Raw genomic sequence first — 20,990 nt, forward strand, 5'->3', positions numbered from 1 at the left:
GCGAGGAACCCCATGTCCCACATCGCTCTGGTCACCCTGGTCGTCCGCGACTACGACGAGGCGCTCGCCTTCTACACCGGCGCCCTCGGCTTCGAGCTGGTGGAGGACACCGACCGGGGCGACGGCTCCCGCTGGATCGTGGTGCGTCCGCGCGGAACCGAGGGGACGGGACTGCTGCTGGCCCGGGCCAAGGACGAGGCGCAGACCGCCAGTGTCGGCGCGCAGACCGGCGGGCGGGTCGGCTTCTTCCTGCACACCGGGGACTTCGCCGGTGACCACGCGCGCATGCGGGCGGCCGGGGTCCGGTTCCTGGAGGAGCCGCGCCACGAGGTCTACGGCTCGGTCGCGGTCTTCGAGGATCTGTACGGCAACCGCTGGGATCTGCTCCAGCCCGCGTGAGCGCGCTCAGCGCGCCCCGTTGCCCTCCAGGTACGCCAGGACCGCGAGGACCCGGCGGTGGACCGATCCGTCGTCCGGTTCGAGACCGAGCTTGGCGAAGATGGATCCGATGTGCTTGCTCACCGCCCGTTCCGTGACGACGAGTTCGGTGGCGATCGTGCCGTTCGCCTTGCCCTGCGCCATCAGTTCCAGAACCTCCCGCTCCCGGGGGGTGAGGCTCAGCAGCGGCTTCGCGGACGCCTTGCGGGTGAGCAGTTGGCTGACCACCTCGGGGTCGAGTGCGGTGCCGCCGGATGCCACCCGGTCCAGGGCCTGGAGGAACTGGTCGACGCGGCCCACCCGGTCCTTGAGCAGGTAGCCGATGCCTTGCGCGCCCCGGGCGAGCAGCTCGGCGGCGTACGTCTCCTCCACGTACTGGGAGAGGACCAGGATCGGCAGGTCGGGCATCTCCTCGCGGGCGGCGATGGCGGCGCGCAGTCCCTCGTCGCGGAACGTGGGTGGCAGCCGTACGTCGAGGACGGCGGCGTCCGGGCGGTGCTCCAGCAGGGCGGGCAGTACTTCGGGTCCGGCCGCGGCGTCGGCGACCACCTCGTGGCCCGAGCTGGTGAGGAGCAGGATCAGCCCCTCCCGCAACAGGGCGTTGTCCTCGGCGATCACGATCCGCACGGCAGCTCCACTTCGATGTCCGTCGGCCCCCCGGTGGGGCTGCTGATGCGGGTGGTGCCGTCCAGGGCGGCGATCCGCCGCCTGATCCCGACCAGTCCGCTGCCGCCGCGTTCGTCCGCGCCGCCGTTCCCATCGTCGCCGATGGCGACGAGCAGGGCGTCACGGGCCCGGTCGACCCGTACCCGTGCGGTCGTGGCGCCGCTGTGCCTGCCGATGTTGGTGAGTGCCTCGGCGACCACGAAGTAGGCGGCGGCCTCGATGGCCGCCGGCAGCCGGCGCCCGTCCTCGACGCCGTCGAGCTCCACCGTGACGGGGACCGCCGAATCCGCGGCCAGTGCCCGTACAGCTCCGGCGAGTCCACGGTCCGTCAGGATCGGTGGGTGGATACCGCGGACCACGTGCCGCAGCTCGGCGAGGGCCGCGTCGACTCCGTCCTGGGCCTCGTCGAGGCGCTGCCGTGCGGCGGCCGGGTCCCGGTCCAGGATCTGTCTGGCCAGGCCGATGCGCATCGACAGGGCGACGATGCGGGCCTGCGCGCCGTCGTGCAGGTCCCTCTCGATACGGCGGAGTTCGGCTCCGTGCGCCTCGACCGCGCCCGCGCGGCTCTCCGTCAGCTGAGTGATGCGTTCCGCGAGTTCGGCGGAGTGCGGCGGCGTCAGCAGGGACCTCGTCCAGCTCGCGGAGAGTTCCGCGAGTACGGGGTGCCAGCGCAGGACCAGGCCATGGCGCTCGGGCGGTGGCGTGCCGTACTCGTCGCTGCTCCGCCGGTCCAGCAGGTGCACGGCACCGAGCACGATCCCGTCCACCAGCAGCCCCACCGGCCACAGCACCATCGTGGCGTAGCCGATGAGATTGCCGGCCAGCGCCTGGAACGGCAGCCACACCGCCTCGCGCCGGACGACGGGGTCGGTGAGCACATGCCTGACCCGCGCGGCGAGTTCGCCGCCGTCGAGCGGGAGATACGGCGTGGGCCGGAAGGCGACTCCGAGGTAGGCCGCCGCCCTGCGCCGCTCGAACTCCGCGAACCGGTGCAGCGCCTTGGCCGCCTCGGGCAGCGCCGGGAGTCCGACGACCACGACCGCGAACAGCAGCACCGCCACCACGAGGAACGTGGCGACGTACGCGAACAGGGCGATCGGGATGCCGATGAAGACGTAGCGCGAGGCGTGCCAGGAACGCCGGACTGCGACGGTCAGCGGGACGGGGGCGGTGCTCATGCCGCCCTACGTTACGGCGGGCCGGCCGCCCCCGGAGTGGAGCCGTCACCCCGGGCGGTGGTGGTGCCCGCTACACCCCCGGTCCGGGAGCGCGCACCCTCGCCCCCACACCCGCGCGCTCATAGCGTTTACGCAGGTCAGGAAGTACGGAACAGGCGAGGGGACCAAGGTGGAGACAACCACGGCAGTGCGCACGGCGGCGCTGGAGCTGGAGTCGGTGAGCCGGCGCCACGGGCGGCGCGGCAGCGGCCGGGAGGCGGTCGCGCTGGATGCGGTGAGCTGTGTGATTCCCGCGGGGAGTTTCACCGCGGTGGTCGGCCCCTCGGGGTCGGGCAAGAGCACGTTCCTCCAGTGCGCGGCGGGCCTGGACCGTCCGTCGTCGGGCACGGTACGGATCGCCGGGACCGACCTCGGCACGCTCTCCGAGGCCGCGCTGACCCGGCTGCGCCGGGACAGGATCGGCTTCGTCTTCCAGTCGCACGCACTGAACCTGGTGGCCTCGCTGAGCATCGAGGAGAACGTCGTCCTGCCGCTGGTCCTGGCCGGCGCCGACCCCGGGGCCGTTGACGTGCTGGACCGTGGGCGCCGGCTGCTGGAGCGGGTCGGGCTGTCCGGCCGGGGCGGCGGCAAACCGGCGACCCTGTCGGGCGGTGAACAGCAACGGGTCGCGGTCGCACGGGCGTTGGTGACCGAACCCGATGTGCTCTTCGCGGACGAGCCGACCGCCTCCCTGGACCAGGAGTCCGCGGCACTGGTGCTGGGGCTGCTGCGGGACGCGGTACGGCTCGACGGCCGCACGGTCGTGATGGTCACCCATGACCCGGTGGCCGCGAGCTGGGCGGACAGGGTCATGACGATGGACGGGGGCCGACTGCGATGACGGTCGCCGGAACACGGAGGAAGCCGGTGCGCGCGGGCGTGCGGACCGGGAGCCAGCGGGCCTCGGCGTTTCTGGCCCGCCGCTCGCTGACGTCCCACCGCCGGGCCTGGACCGCGGTGTTCGCCACGGCAGCGGCCGCCGCCGCGCTGCTCGGCGCCTTCGCGCTGGTGCTCGGCTCGCTGCTGCCGGCCGGGCCGCCGGTGGAGCGCTACGCCGGGGCGGATGCGGTGGTGGTGGCCGATCAGCGGGTGACCTACACGGCGAAGCCGTGGGGCAGCGAACCGCGGACGGCCACCGCCCATCTGCCGGAACGGGTGCGGCTGGAGCGTTCCGCGGTGGCGCGGGCGGCAGCGGCGGACGGCGTGGCGCGCGCCGTCGCGGACGACTCGGTTCCGGTGACGGTGGGCAACGGGGCGCCGGCGGTGGGCCGTTCCTGGCCGTCCGCCGCACTCACTCCGTACGAACTCTCCGAGGGGCGTGCCCCGAGGTCGGCGTACGAGGTGGTCGTGGACCCTGCGCTGGCGTCCACGGGCGGACGCGTCACGCTTCAAGCAGGCGGCGCCGCCCGTCAGTACACCGTCAGCGGGGTCGCCGTCACCGGCCACCGGGGCGGCACACCCGCCGTGTTCTTCACCGAGCCCCGGCTCACCGCACTGGCCGGGCACCCCGGCACCGTGGACGCGATCGGCGTCGTGGCCGAGCGGGGCGTGTCCGCCGACACGCTGCGGGCCTCGCTGGACAAGGCCGTGGCGGGGCCGGGCGGAGGCGAGCGCGGGCCGCGCGTGCTGACAGGCGCCGGGCGCGGCGAGGCGGAACACGTCGACGCGCTCGGCGGGCGCGGCGATCTGCTGGCGATGCTGGCGTCGATCGCCGCGACGGTGGTCATGGTGGCCCTGCTCGTGATCGCCACCACGGTCTCCCAGGCCGTGCACCAGCGCTCCGGTGAACTGGCGCTGCTGCGTGCGGTCGGAGCGACGCCCCGGCAGCTCAGGTCGGCGATCGGCCGTGAGGCGGGCCGGGTCGCGGGCGCCGCCGCGGTGCTGGGCGCGGCCGGCTCCGTACCGCTCGGGCTGCTGATGCGGTCGCTGCTGGCCACGGACCCGCTGCCGCTGCCCGTCCCGGTGTGGCTGCCGGCCGCGGCGGGCGTCGTGGGCGCACTGCTCGTCGTCCTGGCCGCCCGGCCGATGGCCCTGCTCGCGGCGCGTGCGGTGACCCGGATGCGGCCCGCGGCGGCCCTGAGCGCGGCGCGGGCGCCGGAGCCTGGCGAGCCGGGGCGGCTGCGCACGGGCGCCGGGGTGCTGCTGGCGGTCGCGGGGCTCGGTTCGGCCGGTACCGCGGCCACGCGGAGCGGTCAGTCCGCGGCGCTCGCCGCGTCGGGCGCGGCCACCTCGCTGATCATCGCGGTGGCGCTGCTCGGCCCGTGGATCGCCCGGATCTCGATGCGGGTGCTGGGCACGTCGGTTCGGCGTGCGGGCGGGGTCTCCGGGTTCCTGGCAGCCCGTTCCGCCGCCGCGCACCACCGCCGGCTGGGTGCGGCGCTCACCCCGATCGTGCTGGTCGTCGCGTTCGTGTGCGTCCAGCTGGCGGCCGGTACGACGCTGGAGCGGGCCGCCGGCCGGCAGGCGGCCGACGCCCTGCGGGCGGACCTGGTCGTGACGGGCCCGGCGGCCGGTATCCCGGCGGAGGCCGCCGAGGCCGTGCGCGGGGCGCCCGGTGTGGCGGCCGCGACGGGTCTGCTGCGGTCGGCCGTCGTCCTCGCCCACCGCGAGACCGGCGACCCGGTGCTGGACCGCTTCCCGGTGCTGGGCGTCACCGCGGACCAGTTGTCCGGCACGCTCGACGCGCGGGTCACGGCAGGTGACCCGGCCGCGCTCACGGGCCGGGGCACGGTCGCCGTGGGTGAGGACCGGGCCGCCGACCTGGACGTCGGTGTCGGGGACGAGGTGAAGCTACGCCTCGGGGACGGTACGCAGGCACGGCTGAAGGTGGTGGCGCTCTATGAACGGTCCCTGGGGATAGGCGAGTTCATGCTGCCCCGCGAGGCCCTGGCCGGACACGTATCGGCTCCGCCCGACCGGCAGATCCTGGTGCGCTCGCGGGACGGGGACGCCACGTCGGCCGTACGGGCCGCGCTGACACCGTACAAGGGGCTCCAGGTCCGCGCGGCGACGGCGGACGACGTGCGGATCGCTCCGTCGTCCTCGGACCGGGACGACGCCCTGATCGTCATCGGCGTCGGGGTGATCGGCGGGTTCGCGCTGCTGGCCGTGGTCAGCACCCTCGCCCTGATCTCGGTCGGCCGCCGCCCCGAGTTCCGCCTACTGCGGCTGGTAGGCACGGGACGCGGGCAACTGCTGCGGATGCGGGTGCTGGAGACGGGCCTGGTGACGGTGGCCGGGCTGACCATCGGAACCGTGGTCGCGGCCGTCCCGCTGCTCGCGTTCGCGCTCCCGGCGACGGGCGGGCTGCCGTACCTGCCGCCCGTGCGGTACGGAGTGCTCGCGGCGGCCGTCACGGTGGCGGCGGCCATGGGCACGCTGTTCCCGGGGGCGCGGGGCGGGCCCTCGGGCCCGCCCCGCGGGTGAGGTGCCGGGCCCCGGGGCGCCTCAGCCCGTCCTGAGCACGTCGTCCCCGGCCGCCCCCGCCAGCGCCTCCAGCACCGGGGCGATCAGCGGGTGCGCCTCCGCGCCCCGCCGCACCGCCGCGAAGACCCGGCGGGTGGGCGCGCTGCCCCGCACCGGGCGGACCACCACTCCGGCCAGGGCCACTCCGCGCAGCGCGGAACGCGGGACCAGGGCCACTCCGGCGCCGGCGCCCGCGAGTGCGACCACCGCGTGGAAGTCGTCCGAGGAGTGTTCGAGGTTCGGTGCGAAGCCGGCGTACTCGCAGGCCAGGACGACCACGTCGTGGCACGGGTTGCCCGGGTAGGGGCCGATCCACGCGTCCTTCGCCAGATCGGCGACGGCCACCTGCTCCTGGCCGGCCAGCCGGTGCCCCACCGGGAGCACCGCGTCGAACGGTTCCGAGTACAGCGGTACGCGGGTGAGCCGCCGGTCGTCCTCACCCGGTGCGCCGCGGTACTCGACGGCGACCGCCACATCGACCTGCCGGTCCAGCACCATGGGGACGCTCGCGTCGCCCTCGGCGTCCTGGACGCGGACCTTGATGCCGGGTGCGGTCCTGTTCAGGGCGGCGATCGCGGGGGCGAGGACCAGGCCGATGCCGGTGGCGAAGGCGGCGACGGTGACCGTACCGGCGTCACCCGCGCCGTACGCGGCCAGTTCGGCCTCCGCCCGTTCCAGCTGGGCCAGCACCGCGTTGGCGTGGGTCAGCAGGATCTCCCCGGCGGGGGTGAGCCGGGCGCCGCGGGCGTTCCGCTCGACCAGCCGGTGGCCGGTCTCCTGCTCCAGCGCGGCGAGCTGCTGGGAGACGGCGGAGGGGGTCAGGTACAGCGCGGCGGCCGCGGCCGTCACCGTGCGGTGGTCCGCCACCGCACGCAGGATGCGCAGCCGCCGTGCATCGATCATGTGCCCTATTGTCCCAGGTCGCGAAGGACGCCCCCGTCGGGCCTCACTCCCCCAGCGCCGCCCGGGCGTCGACGAAGGCGTCGACCGCCCGGTTCACGTCCGCGGTGGAGTGCGCGGCGGAGAGCTGGACGCGGATGCGGGCCGCGCCCTGCGGGACGACCGGGTACGAGAACCCGATCACGTACACACCGCGCTCCAGGAGCAGCTCCGCCATCCGGCCTGCCTTCGCCGCGTCCCCGATCATCACGGGGGCGATGGCGTGGTCGCCGGGCAGGACGTCGAAGCCTTCCTCGGTCATCCGGGTACGGAAGAGCGCGGTGTTGGCGTTGAGCTGCTCGCGCAGGTCTCCGGCGGACTCCAGCAGGTCGATGACCTTCAGGGAGGCCGCCGCGATGACCGGGGCGAGCGAGTTGGAGAAGAGGTACGGGCGTGAGCGCTGGCGCAGCAGCGCCACGATCTCGGCGCGGGCGGCCACGTAGCCGCCGGACGCACCGCCGAGCGCCTTGCCCAGGGTGCCCGTGATGATGTCGACGCGGTCCATCACGTCGTGCAGTTCGGGCGTTCCGCGCCCGCCGGGGCCGACGAAGCCGACGGCGTGCGAGTCGTCGACCATGACCATGGCGTCGTAGCGCTCGGCGAGGTCGCAGATCTCGCGCAGCGGCGCGACGTACCCGTCCATGGAGAAGACGCCGTCGGTGACGACGAGGCGGCGCCGGGCCCCGGACGCCTCCTTGAGCTGCTGCTCCAGGTCGGCCATGTCGCGGTTGGCGTAGCGGAAGCGCTTGGCCTTGCACAGCCGGATGCCGTCGATGATCGAGGCGTGGTTGAGGGCGTCGGAGATGACCGCGTCCTCCGGGCCGAGGACCGTCTCGAAGACTCCGCCGTTGGCGTCGAAGCAGGAGGAGTAGAGGATCGTGTCCTCCTGGCCCAGGAAGGAGGAGAGCCGCTGCTCCAGCTCCTTGTGGACCTCCTGGGTGCCGCAGATGAAGCGGACGGAGGCCATGCCGTAGCCCCAGCGGTCCAGTGCCTCGTGCGCGGCGGCGATCACGTCGGGGTGGTCGGCGAGACCCAGGTAGTTGTTGGCGCAGAAGTTCAGCACCTCACCGGGGCGGCCGCCCGCGGTGACGGCCACGGTCGCGGACTGCGGGGTGCCGATGACGCGCTCGGGCTTGTGCAGCCCGGCGGCCTCGATCTCCTGGAGAGTGGTGCGCAGATCGTCGCGTACGGAGTCGAACATGCGGGATTCCTTAAGGGTTTCGAGAGGTCGGGCGATCCGGTTTCAGACGGTCCAGTCGAGGATGACCTTGCCGCCGAGTCCGCTCGCCGCGTCATCGAAGGCCGCCTCGAAGTCGCGGTAGCCGTACCGGCCGGTGATCACGGGGGCGAGGTCGAGGCCGCCCTCCAGCAGGACGGACATGGCGTACCAGGTCTCGTACATCTCGCGGCCGTAGATGCCCTTGACCGTGATCATGGAGGTGACGATCCGGGACCAGTCGACGGCGAACTCCTCGGACGGCAGTCCGAGCATCGCGATGCGGCCGCCGTGCGTCATGTTCGCGATCATGTCGCGCATCGCCTCGGGGCGGCCGGACATCTCCAGGCCGATGTCGAAGCCCTCGCGCAGCCCGAGCTCCCGCTGGCCGTCGGCGATGGTCTGCTCGCCGACGTCGAGGGCGAGGCTGACGCCGACCTTGCGGGCGAGCTCCAGGCGGGCCTCGCTGACGTCGGTGATCATGACGTTGCGGGCGCCGGCGTGCTTGGCGACGGCGGCGGCCATGATGCCGATCGGGCCGGCGCCGGTGATGAGGACGTCCTCGCCGACGAGCGGGAACGACAGCGCGGTGTGCACGGCGTTGCCGAACGGGTCGAAGATCGCGGCGATGTCCAGGTCGACGGGGACCCGGTGGATCCACACGTTGGACGCGGGCAGCGCGACGTACTCGGCGAAGGCCCCGTCGCGTCCGACACCGAGTCCCAGCGTGGAGCGGCAGAGGTGGCGGCGTCCGGCCAGACAGTTGCGGCACTTGCCGCAGACCAGGTGGCCCTCGCCGCTGACCAGGTCGCCCACGGCGATGTCGACGACGTCGGAGCCGATCGCGGCGACCTCGCCGACGAACTCGTGGCCGAGGACGAGCGGGGTCCTGATGGCGTTCTGCGCCCAGCCGTCGTAGTTACGGATGTGCAGGTCGGTGCCGCAGATGCCGGTGCGGAGCACCTTGATCAGCACGTCCGAGGGGCCGGTCTCCGGCTCGGGCACGTCCATCAGCCAGAGTCCCGGCTCGGCCTTCTGCTTCACGAGTGCCTTCACGGCTGCGGCTCCCTGTACCTGGTGCGGCGTTGATGTCCCCGGGCCGGGGGCATGCCAAAGGAAGCCTGCGGCCCGGGGAAGTTATGAGAGGGACTGCGTGGCAGCGCGTTCGACCGGCTGCCGCGCACCATCCTCCGCCGTCACGGAGCAATCTGCCGTACCCCGCGCCCCAGGTCCATCGAGGTTTTCTTAAGCGCGCCCGCAGCTTGGCTTCACGCCCTGCCGTACGGGCGTGAGGTCCGCCTGCTCCGTTCGGCGGACGGGACGGGGCTGAAGCGGCCCGGCCAGGGCCCGACCCTCCCCGTTACCCTGACCGGATGACCCAGCACCCCACTGCGGCCGCGCGGAGACCGGCGAACCGGGGGCCGAAGGCCGCCGCCGGCAACCGGGCCGCCCTGATCTCCGCCGCCCGGGAGATCTACGCGGCGCAGGGTCTGGACGCCCCGCTGTCCGGGATCGCGCGCCGGGCCGGGGTGGGGCAGGCCGTGCTGTACCGGCACTTCCCCGACCGGGACGCCATCGCGGCCGCGGTCCTGGAGGAGAACGTGCGCCAGATCGAGCAGGCGGCCGGCGAAGGCACCGCCCTCGCCGGCGTCCTGGGCGTGCTGACCTGGCACCTCACCCAGTCGGCGGCCTTCATCAGCCTCCTGCACGCCGACGAGGCGAGCGGCGGCCACCCGCACACCCGCACGTTCGCCCGGGACCTGCACGACCGGGTCGAACGCACCCTTCGCCAGTGCCTGCCGGAAGGCCACCGGCTGGGTGCCCCGGGCGACCTCATGCTCGCCGTCTCCATGGTCTCCGGAGCCGTCAGCGGCCCCACCCCCGAGCAGCGTGAGCACCGGGCGCTGGCGGCCTGGGGCCTGCTCGGCGTCACGGTGGGACCGGTTCGCCCCTTCGAGGGGTGAAAGGAGCGGGCGGGGTCAGCCTCCGTTGGACTGCCGGATGCCCTTCGCGAGCGCGTCGAAGGTGTAGAGGTAGCCGCCGGCCGGTCCGCTGACGGTCATGTACGCCTTGGTCCCGCCTGGCGTGATCGCCACATTCGTCGCCGACTCCAGCCCTTCGGCACGGGCCGGCACCTCCACCGTCGCGAGGCGCTCGCCGTACTTGCTGTACACGGCCATCGCGGCCCGGCCGTGCAGCGCCTGGTACAGGTTGCCGTCCGCGTCCACGGCGATCGAGTCGGTCCGGGCAAGGCCGCCGTCGACGCGCATCGCCGTATGCCGGCCCGCTGCTCCGGGCCGTTGCTCGACGGGGAGGTAGGAGATGCGGTTCTCCGTCAGCTCGCTGATCCACAGCCCCCGGTAGTCCACGTCGAACGAGATGCCGTTCGTCGCGGCGAGCCCGCCGGCCAGGACGGTGGCGTCGCCGCCGTCACGGCCGATGCGCACCACGCGTCCGCGCGGCTCGCCCTCGGCCATGCCGAGGGCGTCGCTGACGTACAGCCGGCCGTCCGGGTCGAAGGCGATGTCGTCGGGCTGCATCCGGTCACCGTCGACCTCACCGGCGAAGAAGGTGCGCCGGTCGCTGCCGTCCGGGGCCAGGGAGACGATCTCGCCGTGGGAGATGTCGGTCAGATAGAGCCGCCCGTCGTACGGGCTGAACTGCGCCGAGGTGTAGGCGCCCCGACTGTCGGTGTAGAGCGTGCGCACCGTCTTCTTCCGGACATCGACGCGCAGCACCTTCGGCTCACCGGCGGGCGCGGTGACGTCGACGACGTTCAGTGTGCCGTCCGCGCCGAAGACCGGGCCCTCCAGCAGGGTCATCCCGGTTTCCTCGTGCACCGACGTCAGTCGCATGAGCTGGCGGGCAGTCACGGTCCGGCCCGAGGCTGTGGATTCCGCCTCACCGCCGGGGGCGTACGTCTCGCTGCCGCACCCCGTCAGCGCCAGGGCGCCGAGGGTGGCGAGCACGGCCAGTGAACGGTTCCGGAGTCGTCGCATGGGGGGGTTCCTCTTCCTGTCCGAAGATCGACGTGCCCCCGCACCCTAACCGGACACGCCTGTCCGGTTGTTGTTACGGTGCGGAAGGCCGCCCGCTTCCACGGCAGTTCGGCAGCCCACGGACGGTCCGGCCCACGACGGACAGACGCACGAACGACGAAGAGGAAACGAGGCCCCCCACATGACGTCGCCTCAGACAGCGACCCCTGACGAGCTCTCCGCACTGCGCCGCCGCTACCGTCACGAGCGTGAGCGGCGCGTGCGGGCCGACGGCCCCCGTCAGTACCTGGGCGCCGAGGCCGAGTTCGGCTACTACGCCGCCGACCCGTACGTGAAGGACCGGGCCGAGCGCGAGCCGCTGCGCGACACCGTGGACGTCGCCGTCGTCGGCGGCGGGTTCGGCGGCATCCTCGCCGGAGCACGGCTGCGGCAGCGGGGCGTGGAACACGTCCGAGTCATCGACACGGCCGGCGACTTCGGCGGCACCTGGTACTGGAACCGGTACCCCGGGATCCACTGCGACATCGAGTCCCATGTCTACCTGCCGATGCTCGACGAGACCGGGTACGTACCGCGGTGGAAGTACTCCCCGGGAGAGGAGATCCGGCGTCACGCGGTACGGATCGCGCAGAGGTACGACCTCTACGTGGACGCCCTGTTCTCGACCACCGTCACCGCTCTTCATTGGGAGGAGGGTTCCCGCTCATGGGTCGTGACGACCGATCGCGGTGACGCGTTCCGGGCTACGTACGTCGTCACCGCCACCGGCACCCTGTCCGACCCGAAGCTGCCGGGGATACCCGGCATCGAGAAGTTCGCGGGGCACACCTTCCACACCTCCCGCTGGGACTACGCCTACACCGGAGGCTCCCCCGAAGGCGCCCTGAGGGGACTGGCGGGCAAGCGGGTGGGAGTCGTCGGCACCGGCGCCACCGGCGTGCAGGTGATTCCGAAGCTGGCCGAGGACGCCGGGCACGTCTACGTCTTCCAGCGCACCCCCTCCACGGTGGACGTGCGCGCCAACCGCCGCACCACGGCCGCCGACGTCGGCGCGGACCGCGAGGGCTGGGCCGGCGCGCGGCGCGAGAACTTCCTGCGCATCGTCTCGGGCGAGGCGTTCGGCGAGGACCTCGTGGCGGACGGGTGGACGTCATCGGCCGCGCTGCTGGAGAAGCTGCTGCCGAGCTTCCACCGCCCCGACGACCGGGCGGGCTTCGAAGCCGCCTACGAGGCCGCCGACGCCGCCAAGATGAACGAGGTACGGAGCCGCGTCGAGCGGACGGTCAAGGACCCGGCGACGGCCGAGGCACTCAAGCCCTGGTACCGCTATGCCTGCAAGCGCCCCACCTTCTCCGACCTGTACTACCCGGCGTTCAACCGCGGCAACGTCACCCTGGTCGACACCGCGGACACCCACGGCATCGAACGCGTCACCGAGGACGGCGTCGTGGTGGGCGGCACCGCGTACGCGCTCGACTGCCTCATCTTCGCCACCGGGTTCTCCGTCGGCGTGTCCGGCGTCCACTCCGGCAAGCTGCCCGTCCACGGCCGGGGAGGCACCCAGCTGCTGCACGCCTGGGGGCAGCACGGCATCCGGAGCCTCCACGGCTTCACCTGCAACGGCTTCCCGAATCTGATCCAGATGGGTTCGCTGCAGAACGCCAGCAGCGTCAACTACACGCACGTCCTCGACGAACAGGCCGTGCACGCCGCGTCCCTCGTCGCCGCCGCCGAGGACCGGGGCGCGCTCCTGGAACCCTCCCGCGCGGCGGAGGACGCCTGGCTCGCCACGATGGCGCAGGGCGCCCCGGATCACGAGTGGTTCCACGCCGAGTGCACTCCCGGCTACTACAACCGTGAAGGCCGCGGCCGCCCCAACGGCCCGAACGTGTATCCGCACGGCGCCACCGCCTTCCACGAACTCCTGCGCCGCTGGCGGGAGGAGTCCATGGACGAGGCGCTCAGCGAAAGGCGCTAAGGGCTGTCCCGCAATTCCTGGTGGATCAGCGCGCGGCGTCAGATGCGGTGCATCGCAAGACGGAGAGGCGCCCGCATACTGGATTTATTCGGGCGTTTCGACAACGCGGCGAGGTGCCGTAGCTGTCGTCGTGCGCCCGCCAGGAATTGCGGGACAGCCCTTAGACATCAGCCGTGCCGGAGGAACTCCCGCAGGTGCCGGGCGAGTTCCTCCGGCCGGTCCTCCGGGATCAGGGTGTAGCTGTCCGCGATCTCCACCAGTTCGCCCTTGGGCATCATTCCGGCCAGCCGGCGGCCGTGTTCCAGCGGCATGACCTTGTCCTCCGCCGCCCAGGCGACGAGCGCCGGCCGGTCGAAGGTGCGCAGGGCTTCCGCCCAGCGCAGGAGTTCGGCCTTCGGCGGTACGCCCAGGACGTACTTCCGCAGGTCCCGGCGGATGTCCGGGGAGGTCCACAGCGGCCGGAACCAGGCATCCATGACCGCGTCGGGCACCGGCCGCTTGCTCATGCGGCCCCAGGTCATCGGCAGCCGCCGCAGCGGCTTGAACCTCAACAGGGCGAAGGCCGCGTTCAGGCCGCCGGGCATCCTGGCGGAGGCGTACAGGTTGTTGCCGGGCAGGCCGGGCGGAAAGTTGTCGAACGCCTCGCAGGAGGTGATGACCAGCTTGCCGATCCGCCGGTCCCGGCCGTCCGCCACCAGGGCCTGCGCGCCGCCCCAGTCGTTCATGACCAGGGTGACACCGGTGAGGTCGAGCGCTTCGAGGAACTCCGCGACCAGCCGTGCCACGCCGAGGACCGAAAGGTCGGCGTCGGGCCTCATCGGCCGCCGGTGCCCGCCGAGCGGCAGCGTCGGCACGATGCACCGATGGCCGTCCCGCAGATCCGCGACGACGTGCCGCCACAGCGAGCCGTCCATCGCCACACCGTGGAGCAGGACCACGACCGGCCCGTTCCCGCCGGTGTCCTCGTACTCCACGACACCTGCGGAGAGCTCCGACTCGGGCATGTGGTGCTCCTCTTCGGTGGCTTCCGTGCTCGTCGCTCCACCGTACCCAGCGGCGGGGAGGGGCGCTTCGGCTCACGCCGACGCGGCGGGTCCCAGGAAGCGGAGCCGCCCCTTGTCGACCCGGTGGAGCAGGCTGCCCGTCGTGCAGTCCACCCGGCGTGTGCCGTCGAAGGAGAGGCGCCTGGTCATGCCCCGGTCGTCGCTACGGAGGATCCGCGCGGCCACCCCGCCGCGCGGGGCTTCGACTGCGCTGGTCGGGTCCGCGCGGTCCTCGATGACGACCACGTGCTCGGCCGGCCGGACGCGGGTGAGGTAGTTGGTCAGCCCGATGGCCAACGACTCTTCGAACGGCCGGAGTAGACACATGCGCTTCGTCCTCGCGCACGCCACGATCGACCACCCCTCTCCCCCGAAGGCCGCACCGACCCTATGATCGCCGGCCGGCCAGAGGCAGGAGGCGTCAAAACTGTTACGCCATAAGGACGTTGAGGCGTCCGCACCCCACCATCGATTGGCATGGACAGGTCTTGACCACTGGTACTGCGGCTCCCTAACCTGAGCAGGCATCAGACGTCTGCTGTCCGTTTTCGAAATATGGAGTTGTTCCATGACCGGAAGACGAACCCTGCTCCTCTCGGCCCTGTCGCTACCGCTGGCATCTCTCCTGACCGCGGCCCCCACCACAGCAGCACAGGCCGCCGCACCGGCCGCCGCACAGTCCTTCTACGTCGACTGCGGAGCCGCCGCCGCCGGCGACGGAACCCAGGCCGCACCCTGGAACGCGCTGGCTCCGGTCAACTCCCACACGTTCCAGCCGGGCGACTCGATCCTCCTCAAGCGCGGTTCGACCTGCACCGGCCAGACGCTGTTCCCCAAGGGGTCGGGCGCCGTCGGAGCGCCGGTCGTGGTCGACGCGTACGGCACGGGCGCGAAGCCCGCGCTGGCCGGCGCCGGCCAGGTCACCGATGTCGTACGTCTCGCGGACCAGCAGTACTGGGAGATCCGCAACCTGGACGTCTCCAACAAGGGTGCGGCCGCGGCGACCCGGCGCGGCGTCCACGTCACCAGGACCGACTCGGGCACCGGCACCTACTACCGGCTCACGGGTCTCGACGTCCATGACGTGAATGGGAACCAGACGAAGAAGGACGACGACGCCAGCGCCGGAATCTTCTTCGAGGTCCTGGGCAACACGACGCCCACGAAGTTCGACGACGTCGCCCTCACCGGCAACACGGTGCGGGCCGTGGACCGTTACGGGATCCACTTCTGGACCCGGTGGATGCAGCGCCCCGAGCTCGCCAACGCCAACTGCGGGACGACCTGCGGGGCCTGGACGCCCCAGACGCGAGTCGTCATCCGTGGGAACACCGTCTCCGACATCGGCGGCGACGCGATCGTCCCTCACCACACCGAGGGCGCCCTCATCGAGTACAACAAGGTCGACGGCTTCCGTGAGCGCGAGCCCGCGCACTGCGCGGCCGGCCTCTGGGGGTGGAACACCGAGGACGCGCTGTACCAGTTCAACGAGGTGAGCGGCGGAAGGAGCACCTGCGACGGGCAGGGACTCGACCTCGACGAGGGCAACATCCGCACCATCTACCAGTACAACTACAGCCACGACAACGAGGGCGGCTTCATCCTCCTGTGCAACGGCGGCGGGTCGACGACCGCCGACAACGTCGTCCGCTACAACATCAGCCAGAACGACGGCGGCCAGCTCTTCGACATGGTCTGCGCCAAGGCGACGAACACGCAGATCTACAACAACACCTTCTACCTGTCGAAGCCGGTCGAGATCATCAGCAACTCGAACGGTTCGACGGCGGCGAACGCCACGTTCACCAACAACATCTTCCACGTGGCGACGGCCGACGCGAGCTACGTCAACGCCGCCGGCCTCGGATACGACGCGAACGTCTTCTACGGCACCCACCCGGCCGGTGAGCCGGCCGACGCCCACAAGGTGACGACTGACCCGAAGCTGACGGCCCCCGGCACGGCCACTTCACGCACGGACGCCGACGGCTACCGGCTGCAGGCGGGCTCCTCCGCCCTGGCCAACGGCGCGGTCGTGGCGAACGCGGGCGTACGTGACTACTTCGGCGGACCGGTCACCGCCGGCTGCGTGCCTGACCGCGGCGCGCAGCAGTCGTCCACCGCCTGCGTCCAGCCGACGGGTCCGGCGGCCGGAATCAACCGGATCTCCGCCGGCACCCAGGCGATCGACGTACCGGCGCACTCCACGGCCCAGGGCACCCAGCTGGTCGGCTGGCTCTGGAACGGCGGCGACAACCAGAAGTGGAACGTCACGGCCGACACCGACGGCACGTACACCCTGAAGAACGTCACGAGCGGCCTGTGCGCCGAGGTCTACAAGAACTCCAAGGCGGCGGGCGCCGCCATCGACCAGTGGGCGTGCAGCGGCGACGCGAACCAGCGCTGGACCGCGACCCCCGCGGCCGGGGGCTACCGGCTGACGAGCAGGTCCAGCGGGCTGCTCCTCACCGCCGCCTCCACCACGAACGGGGCGCTGCTCACCCAGCAGGCGCCCTCCACCACCGCGGTCCAGACCTGGTCCTTCACCAAGGTGTCCTGACCGGACCGCGGTACACAGGGCGGGGCCGGATGCCGAAAGGCGCCCGGCCCCGTTCGCGTCGCTGCCGGCCCGCTCACTCCCGCGGCCAGGGCCGTCCGTCGAGGCGCTCGATGTCGCGGTTGAGGCGGGCGAGACCGTCCGCGAGCTGGGCCGCCTCCTGCGGGGTCCACTCGGCCAGTACGCGCTGCAGACCGTCCCGGTTCTCGGCGCGGTCCTTGTCGAGCCGGTGCTCGCCCTCGGCCGTGATCGCGAACTTCCGGGCGATCCCGCCGTCCGGGTCGGGGATGCGCTCCACGACTCCGACCCGGAGCATCGCCGCGGTCTGCCGGTTCAGCGTGGAGGTGTCGAGGCCGAAGGCGTCCCTGAGCTGCCCGATCGACATAGGGCCCTGGGCCCGGATGCGGCTGAGGAGGATGTAGGCGCTCCGGTCGAGCCGCCCGCCACCTCGCGAGGTCAGCAGACTCATATGCCGCCCGAGCAGCATCGTCTCGAACTCGATCCGGTCCACAGGCATGTCCACGCGAGGCTTCCTTCGACTGCCGGGGGCTCGCCTCCCCGCGGGGCGGGCGACCTCTTTGGTACATATATACCACAGATATGCACCATGCACGCGATGTGCATCCTACATTTCTCATGTATGGTGCATAGGTCATGCATGGCGCAGTCCGCCATGGCCCCGCAGAGCCAGGAGTACTCGTGGACACACCCCGGCCCACGGCCCGCACAGGCGGCGTCGTCGGCATCCTCGCCTTCGCGGGCATCGTGGCCGCGATCACCCAGACCCTGGTGGTGCCGCTGATTGCGGAGCTCCCGAAGATCCTCGGAACCTCCTCGTCGAACGCGTCCTGGGTCATCACCGCGACACTGCTCGCCGCCGCCGTGGCCACGCCGGTCGCCGGACGCCTCGGCGACATGTTCGGCAAGCGGCGCATGCTGCTCGTCTCCCTGACGCCGCTCGTCGCCGGCTCCGTGGTCTGCGCCCTGTCCTCCTCGGTCGTCCCGATGATCGTCGGCCGCGGACTCCAGGGCCTCGGGATGGGCGTCGTGCCGTTGGGTATCAGCCTGCTCCGTGACGTGGTGCCGGCGGAGAAGCTCGGCTCGTCCATCGCGATCATGAGCGCCTCCATGGGCGTGGGCGGCGCGCTCGGCCTCCCCTTCGCGGCTGCCATCGCCGAGAACTCCAGCTGGCGGGTCCTGTTCTGGGTCGTCGCGGCGCTCTCCCTGGCCGTCGGTGCGCTGATCCGGTTCCTCGTTCCGCGCGACGCGGAGAGCAGGGCGTCCCAGGGGTTCGACGTGCTCGGCGCCATCGGCCTGGGCATCGCCCTGGTCTGCCTGCTCCTCGGCGTCTCCAAGGGCGCCGACTGGGGCTGGGGCAGCGGCACGACCCTCGGCCTCCTCGCCGCCGCGGTCGTCGTCCTGCTCGCCTGGGGCCGGTGGGAACTGCGCGTCGAGGACCCGCTGGTCGACCTCCGGGTGACCGCCCGCCCCCAGATCCTCCTGACGAACGCGGCCTCGGTCCTGATCGGGTTCTCGATGTACGCCCAGTCCCTGGTCGTGCCCCAGCTGTTCCAGCTGCCCGAAGGGACGGGGTACGGCCTGGGTCAGTCGATGCTCGCCATGGGCCTGTGGATGGCCCCGTCCGGCCTGATGATGATGGTCATGTCGCCGGTCGGCGCCAAGCTCTCCGCGGCCCGGGGCCCCAAGGTCACGCTGGCCACCGGCGCACTGATCATCTCCCTCGGCTACGGCCTCGCCGTACCGGTGATCGACGGCGGCTCCACCTGGAGCCTGCTCGCGGTGACCCTCGTCTGCAACACCGGCGTCGGGTTCGCCTACGGCGCCATGCCCGCACTCATCATGGGCGCGGTGCCGCAGTCCGAGACCGCCTCCGCCAACAGCTTCAACACCCTGATGCGGTCGATCGGAAGCTCCCTCGCCGCCGCCGTGATCGGGGTCGTGATGGCCCAGATGACCACCGACTTCGGCGGTCACGCCCTCACGACGGCAGGCGGCTTCCGCGCCGCCATGCTGATCGGCTGCGGAGTCGCCCTCGCCGCCGCCTTCCTCGCCGCCCTCATCCCCGTACGGGCACCGGCGAACAAGGACCCGCTCGCCACGGAACCCAGCGCACCCGAGGCTGCCACCGCCCAGGCCTGACATGGCCGAAAAGGTTTGAGCGGCACCTCACCACCCGAAACGGTTGTCCTGTCCCTCCCAGGGGCAGGACAACCCGCTTTTGCCTCGAACCGGCCCCCGCCCCCGCCGTAGACTCGCCGGATGGCGAAGTATTTCGACGTACATCCCGAAAATCCCCAGCGACGCACCATCACCGGCGTGGCCGAAAGCATCCGCTCCGGATCACTCGTCGCGTATCCGACGGACTCCTGCTACGCCCTCGGATGCCAGCTCGGCAGCCGTGACGGCATCTCCCGCATCCGCGCGATCCGCAACCTCGACGACCGTCATCACTTCACGCTCATGTGCCAGAACTTCGCCCAGCTCGGGCAGTTCGTCCAGATCGACAACGACGTGTTCCGCGCCATCAAGGCCGCGACGCCCGGCCAGTACACCTTCATCCTTCCGGCGACGAAGGAGGTGCCGCGCCAGCTGCTGCATCCGAAGAAGAAGACCGTCGGCGTCCGTATCCCCGACCACCCCGTCGTCCAGGCCCTGTTGGAGGAACTCGGCGAGCCGCTGCTCTCCAGCACCCTGCTCCTGCCCGACGAGGAGGAGCCGATGACCCAGGGCTGGGAGATCAAGGAACGCCTCGACCACGAGGTGGACGTCGTCGTCGACTCCGGCGACTGCGGCACGGAGCCGACCACCGTCATCGACTTCTCCAGCGGCGAGCTGGAGATCGTACGACGCGGAGCCGGCGACCCCTCCCGCTTCGAGTAGACGGGCGCGGGCCGGGCCCACGCTCCCGGCCCGCCGGGCCCGATTCCCCTGCACCCTCACACCGGAGGACCTGACCGACCATGCCTCGTTCCGTCACGCTGATACGCTCCGCCGCCCTGTCCGACGTCGCCGAGTACGCCTACGCCGCCACGGCCCCCGCCGAGGCACGGCTGATCTTCCTCGCAGGCGCGTGCCCGTTGAACGAGGACGGTTCGACGGCGGCGATCGGGGACTACGCGGGCCAGGCCGCGAAAGCCGTGGAGAACATGCGGACCGCGCTGAAGGACGCGGGTGCGTCCCTGGAAGATGTCATCAGCACGCGCGTGCTCGTCGCCTCCACCCGGCAGGAGGACCTGGGGACCGCCTGGAAGGTGGTCCGGGCCGCGTTCGGCGACCATGACGTTCCCAGCACGTTGATGGGGGTCACGGTGCTCGGCTACGCCGACCAGCTCGTCGAGATCGAGTCGGTCGCCGCCGTCCTCGACGCCTGAACCTGCCTGCTCAGTAGCGCAGATCGAGCTCCGCGCGGACCGTCTTCCCCGGCCGCTCCCGCGGTCCGCGCTCCAGCACCGCCCACCGGTCCGCCAACGCCTCGACCAGCACCAGCCCGTGCCCGCTGTCCGACCCGGGCGGTGGAGCCACGACCTCCCCGGGGCCCGGCGGCCGGCATTCGCCCCGGGTGTCGGTGACCTCGATACGGAGCGTGCCGGCCGTCTCCGGACCGCCGGGGGCGAGGGCGAGCAGCAGCTCGAAGTCCCTTCCGGGCACGCGGCCGTGGGTCGCCGCGTTGGCCGCCAGTTCGGCCACCAGCAGCGCGGCTGTGTCGGACACGTCCGTGCGGTACGGGACGCCCCAGGCGTGCAGTTGGTGAACGGCGAGCCTGCGCGCGAGGCGCGCGCCCCGGGGCGTCGAGCTGAACCGCTGCACGAACAGCTTCTCGGTACGCGGCGGGTGTGAGGTGACGGGTGCTTCCATGCGCCCCAGCCTCGCCCCGCCGGACCACCCGGACCAGCTCCGCCACTCGTACGCTGGGTCAGCGTACGAGTACGGAGAGTGGACGGTACGCGTAACGATGCGTGACCATGGGCGAGTTGCGGACTGGGGACTGCGTACGAAAGGTGGCCGCACATGACCGACGAACCCGACTGCTCGGACAGCCTCAAGGCATTCGGGGAGGTGGTCTCACTGGAGGACTCCGTGAGCCTGCTGCGGCAGATGCGAGGAGCGTTATGAGCACGACGGAACTGACCTGGTTCAAGAGCAGCTACAGCAGCGGCTCCGGCGACGACTGCGTAGAGGTCGCCCTGTCCTGGCACAAGTCCACCTACAGCAGCGGCTCCGGCGACTCCTGCGTAGAGGTCGCCACCTGCCCCACCACCGTCCACATCCGCGACTCCAAGGTGGAGGAGGGCCCCCAGCTCGCTCTCTCCCCCACCACCTGGACCCACTTCGTCGCGTACGCGGTCCAGGGCTGAGCACGCGGCTCGTCCCAGGCGCTATAGGAATCCCCTATAGCGCCTGCTGACATTTGGTCTTTGCCTCTCGTTCTCTCCCGGTCGTACCTTCAAAAC

General features: G+C 71.8%; 20 protein-coding genes. 10 read left to right on the top strand and 10 right to left on the bottom strand.

Annotated elements, in window-relative coordinates; genetic code table 11:
• The first annotated feature begins 12 nt into the window (after positions 1–12).
• Complete coding sequence (locus OG959_RS05940) at positions 13–399, top strand: VOC family protein (protein WP_326657063.1); 387 nt, start codon at positions 13–15, stop codon at positions 397–399.
• Between the two features lie 6 nt (positions 400–405).
• Here OG959_RS05940 and OG959_RS05945 read toward each other — a convergent pair whose 3' ends face one another.
• Both OG959_RS05945 and OG959_RS05950 read right to left on the bottom strand, forming a co-directional pair.
• Positions 406–1,065 carry a response regulator transcription factor gene (locus OG959_RS05945; RefSeq protein WP_326657064.1) on the bottom strand — a complete coding sequence of 220 codons (660 nt, stop codon included), beginning with the start codon at positions 1,063–1,065 and terminating at the stop codon, positions 406–408.
• The gene (locus OG959_RS05950; RefSeq protein ID WP_326657066.1) at positions 1,053–2,282 is read right to left on the bottom strand and encodes a sensor histidine kinase; all 1,230 of its coding nucleotides are present in this window, start codon (positions 2,280–2,282) and stop codon (positions 1,053–1,055) included. Before OG959_RS05950 ends, OG959_RS05945 begins: the two co-directional genes overlap by 13 nt.
• A 169-nt stretch (positions 2,283–2,451) precedes the next feature.
• On the opposite strand from OG959_RS05950, the gene OG959_RS05955 reads away from it, so the two are divergent.
• Complete coding sequence (locus OG959_RS05955) at positions 2,452–3,162, top strand: ABC transporter ATP-binding protein (protein ID WP_326657067.1); 711 nt, start codon at positions 2,452–2,454, stop codon at positions 3,160–3,162.
• Complete coding sequence (locus OG959_RS05960; RefSeq protein WP_326657068.1) at positions 3,159–5,747, top strand: ABC transporter permease; 2,589 nt, start codon at positions 3,159–3,161, stop codon at positions 5,745–5,747. Before OG959_RS05955 ends, OG959_RS05960 begins: the two co-directional genes overlap by 4 nt.
• Positions 5,748–5,768: 21 nt before the next feature.
• Here OG959_RS05960 and OG959_RS05965 read toward each other — a convergent pair whose 3' ends face one another.
• From OG959_RS05965 to tdh, 3 genes are read right to left on the bottom strand one after another with little or no spacing between them, the layout of a single operon-like run.
• On the bottom strand, positions 5,769–6,689 hold the full coding sequence (locus tag OG959_RS05965; RefSeq protein ID WP_326657069.1) for a LysR family transcriptional regulator: 921 nt from the start codon (positions 6,687–6,689) through the stop codon (positions 5,769–5,771).
• A 43-nt stretch (positions 6,690–6,732) separates the two neighbouring features.
• On the bottom strand, positions 6,733–7,926 hold the full coding sequence (locus OG959_RS05970; protein WP_219574444.1) for a glycine C-acetyltransferase: 1,194 nt from the start codon (positions 7,924–7,926) through the stop codon (positions 6,733–6,735).
• Between the two features lie 42 nt (positions 7,927–7,968).
• Complete coding sequence (gene tdh / locus OG959_RS05975) at positions 7,969–8,997, bottom strand: L-threonine 3-dehydrogenase (RefSeq protein WP_326657072.1); 1,029 nt, start codon at positions 8,995–8,997, stop codon at positions 7,969–7,971.
• Positions 8,998–9,314: 317 nt separating this feature from the next.
• Between tdh and OG959_RS05980 the strand changes: the two genes are divergently transcribed.
• Positions 9,315–9,905 carry a TetR/AcrR family transcriptional regulator gene (locus OG959_RS05980; RefSeq protein ID WP_326657073.1) on the top strand — a complete coding sequence of 197 codons (591 nt, stop codon included), beginning with the start codon at positions 9,315–9,317 and terminating at the stop codon, positions 9,903–9,905.
• A 15-nt stretch (positions 9,906–9,920) separates the two neighbouring features.
• On the opposite strand, the gene OG959_RS05985 is transcribed toward OG959_RS05980, so the two are convergent.
• The gene (locus OG959_RS05985; protein ID WP_326657074.1) at positions 9,921–10,940 is read right to left on the bottom strand and encodes an SMP-30/gluconolactonase/LRE family protein; all 1,020 of its coding nucleotides are present in this window, start codon (positions 10,938–10,940) and stop codon (positions 9,921–9,923) included.
• Between the two features lie 181 nt (positions 10,941–11,121).
• On the opposite strand from OG959_RS05985, the gene OG959_RS05990 reads away from it, so the two are divergent.
• Complete coding sequence (locus tag OG959_RS05990; protein WP_326657075.1) at positions 11,122–12,918, top strand: flavin-containing monooxygenase; 1,797 nt, start codon at positions 11,122–11,124, stop codon at positions 12,916–12,918.
• 167 nt (positions 12,919–13,085) lie between these two features.
• On the opposite strand, the gene OG959_RS05995 is transcribed toward OG959_RS05990, so the two are convergent.
• Both OG959_RS05995 and OG959_RS06000 read right to left on the bottom strand, forming a co-directional pair.
• The gene (locus OG959_RS05995; protein WP_326657076.1) at positions 13,086–13,922 is read right to left on the bottom strand and encodes an alpha/beta fold hydrolase; all 837 of its coding nucleotides are present in this window, start codon (positions 13,920–13,922) and stop codon (positions 13,086–13,088) included.
• Positions 13,923–13,994: 72 nt separating this feature from the next.
• Positions 13,995–14,288 (bottom strand): hypothetical protein, encoded by a 294-nt coding sequence (locus OG959_RS06000; RefSeq protein ID WP_326657078.1) that lies wholly within the window; start codon positions 14,286–14,288, stop codon positions 13,995–13,997.
• A 241-nt stretch (positions 14,289–14,529) separates the two neighbouring features.
• Here OG959_RS06000 and OG959_RS06005 point away from each other — a divergent pair, with 241 nt between their 5' ends.
• The gene (locus OG959_RS06005) at positions 14,530–16,521 is read left to right on the top strand and encodes an RICIN domain-containing protein (RefSeq protein WP_326657079.1); all 1,992 of its coding nucleotides are present in this window, start codon (positions 14,530–14,532) and stop codon (positions 16,519–16,521) included.
• Positions 16,522–16,594: 73 nt separating this feature from the next.
• Here OG959_RS06005 and OG959_RS06010 read toward each other — a convergent pair whose 3' ends face one another.
• On the bottom strand, positions 16,595–17,041 hold the full coding sequence (locus OG959_RS06010; protein ID WP_326657080.1) for a MarR family winged helix-turn-helix transcriptional regulator: 447 nt from the start codon (positions 17,039–17,041) through the stop codon (positions 16,595–16,597).
• Between the two features lie 131 nt (positions 17,042–17,172).
• Here OG959_RS06010 and OG959_RS06015 point away from each other — a divergent pair, with 131 nt between their 5' ends.
• The 3 genes from OG959_RS06015 to OG959_RS06025 all read left to right on the top strand — a co-directional run bounded on the left by OG959_RS06015 (position 17,173) and on the right by OG959_RS06025 (position 19,910).
• Entirely contained in the window at positions 17,173–18,678 is a 1,506-nt protein-coding gene (locus OG959_RS06015; protein ID WP_442805541.1) for an MFS transporter, read from the top strand.
• Positions 18,679–18,798: 120 nt separating this feature from the next.
• Positions 18,799–19,419 (top strand): L-threonylcarbamoyladenylate synthase, encoded by a 621-nt coding sequence (locus OG959_RS06020; protein WP_326657083.1) that lies wholly within the window; start codon positions 18,799–18,801, stop codon positions 19,417–19,419.
• Positions 19,420–19,499: 80 nt separating this feature from the next.
• Positions 19,500–19,910 carry a RidA family protein gene (locus tag OG959_RS06025; protein WP_326657084.1) on the top strand — a complete coding sequence of 137 codons (411 nt, stop codon included), beginning with the start codon at positions 19,500–19,502 and terminating at the stop codon, positions 19,908–19,910.
• Positions 19,911–19,920: 10 nt separating this feature from the next.
• Here the strand turns inward: OG959_RS06025 and OG959_RS06030 are convergent, their stop codons facing one another.
• Complete coding sequence (locus tag OG959_RS06030; protein WP_326657086.1) at positions 19,921–20,394, bottom strand: ATP-binding protein; 474 nt, start codon at positions 20,392–20,394, stop codon at positions 19,921–19,923.
• A 254-nt stretch (positions 20,395–20,648) separates the two neighbouring features.
• Between OG959_RS06030 and OG959_RS06035 the strand changes: the two genes are divergently transcribed.
• Positions 20,649–20,894, top strand: a complete 246-nt coding sequence (locus tag OG959_RS06035; protein WP_326657088.1) for a DUF397 domain-containing protein — start codon at positions 20,649–20,651, stop codon at positions 20,892–20,894.
• Positions 20,895–20,990: the final 96 nt, after the last annotated feature.

The sequence above is a fragment of the Streptomyces sp. NBC_00385 genome (assembly GCF_035917155.1).
GTDB lineage: Bacteria > Actinomycetota > Actinomycetes > Streptomycetales > Streptomycetaceae > Streptomyces > Streptomyces poriferorum.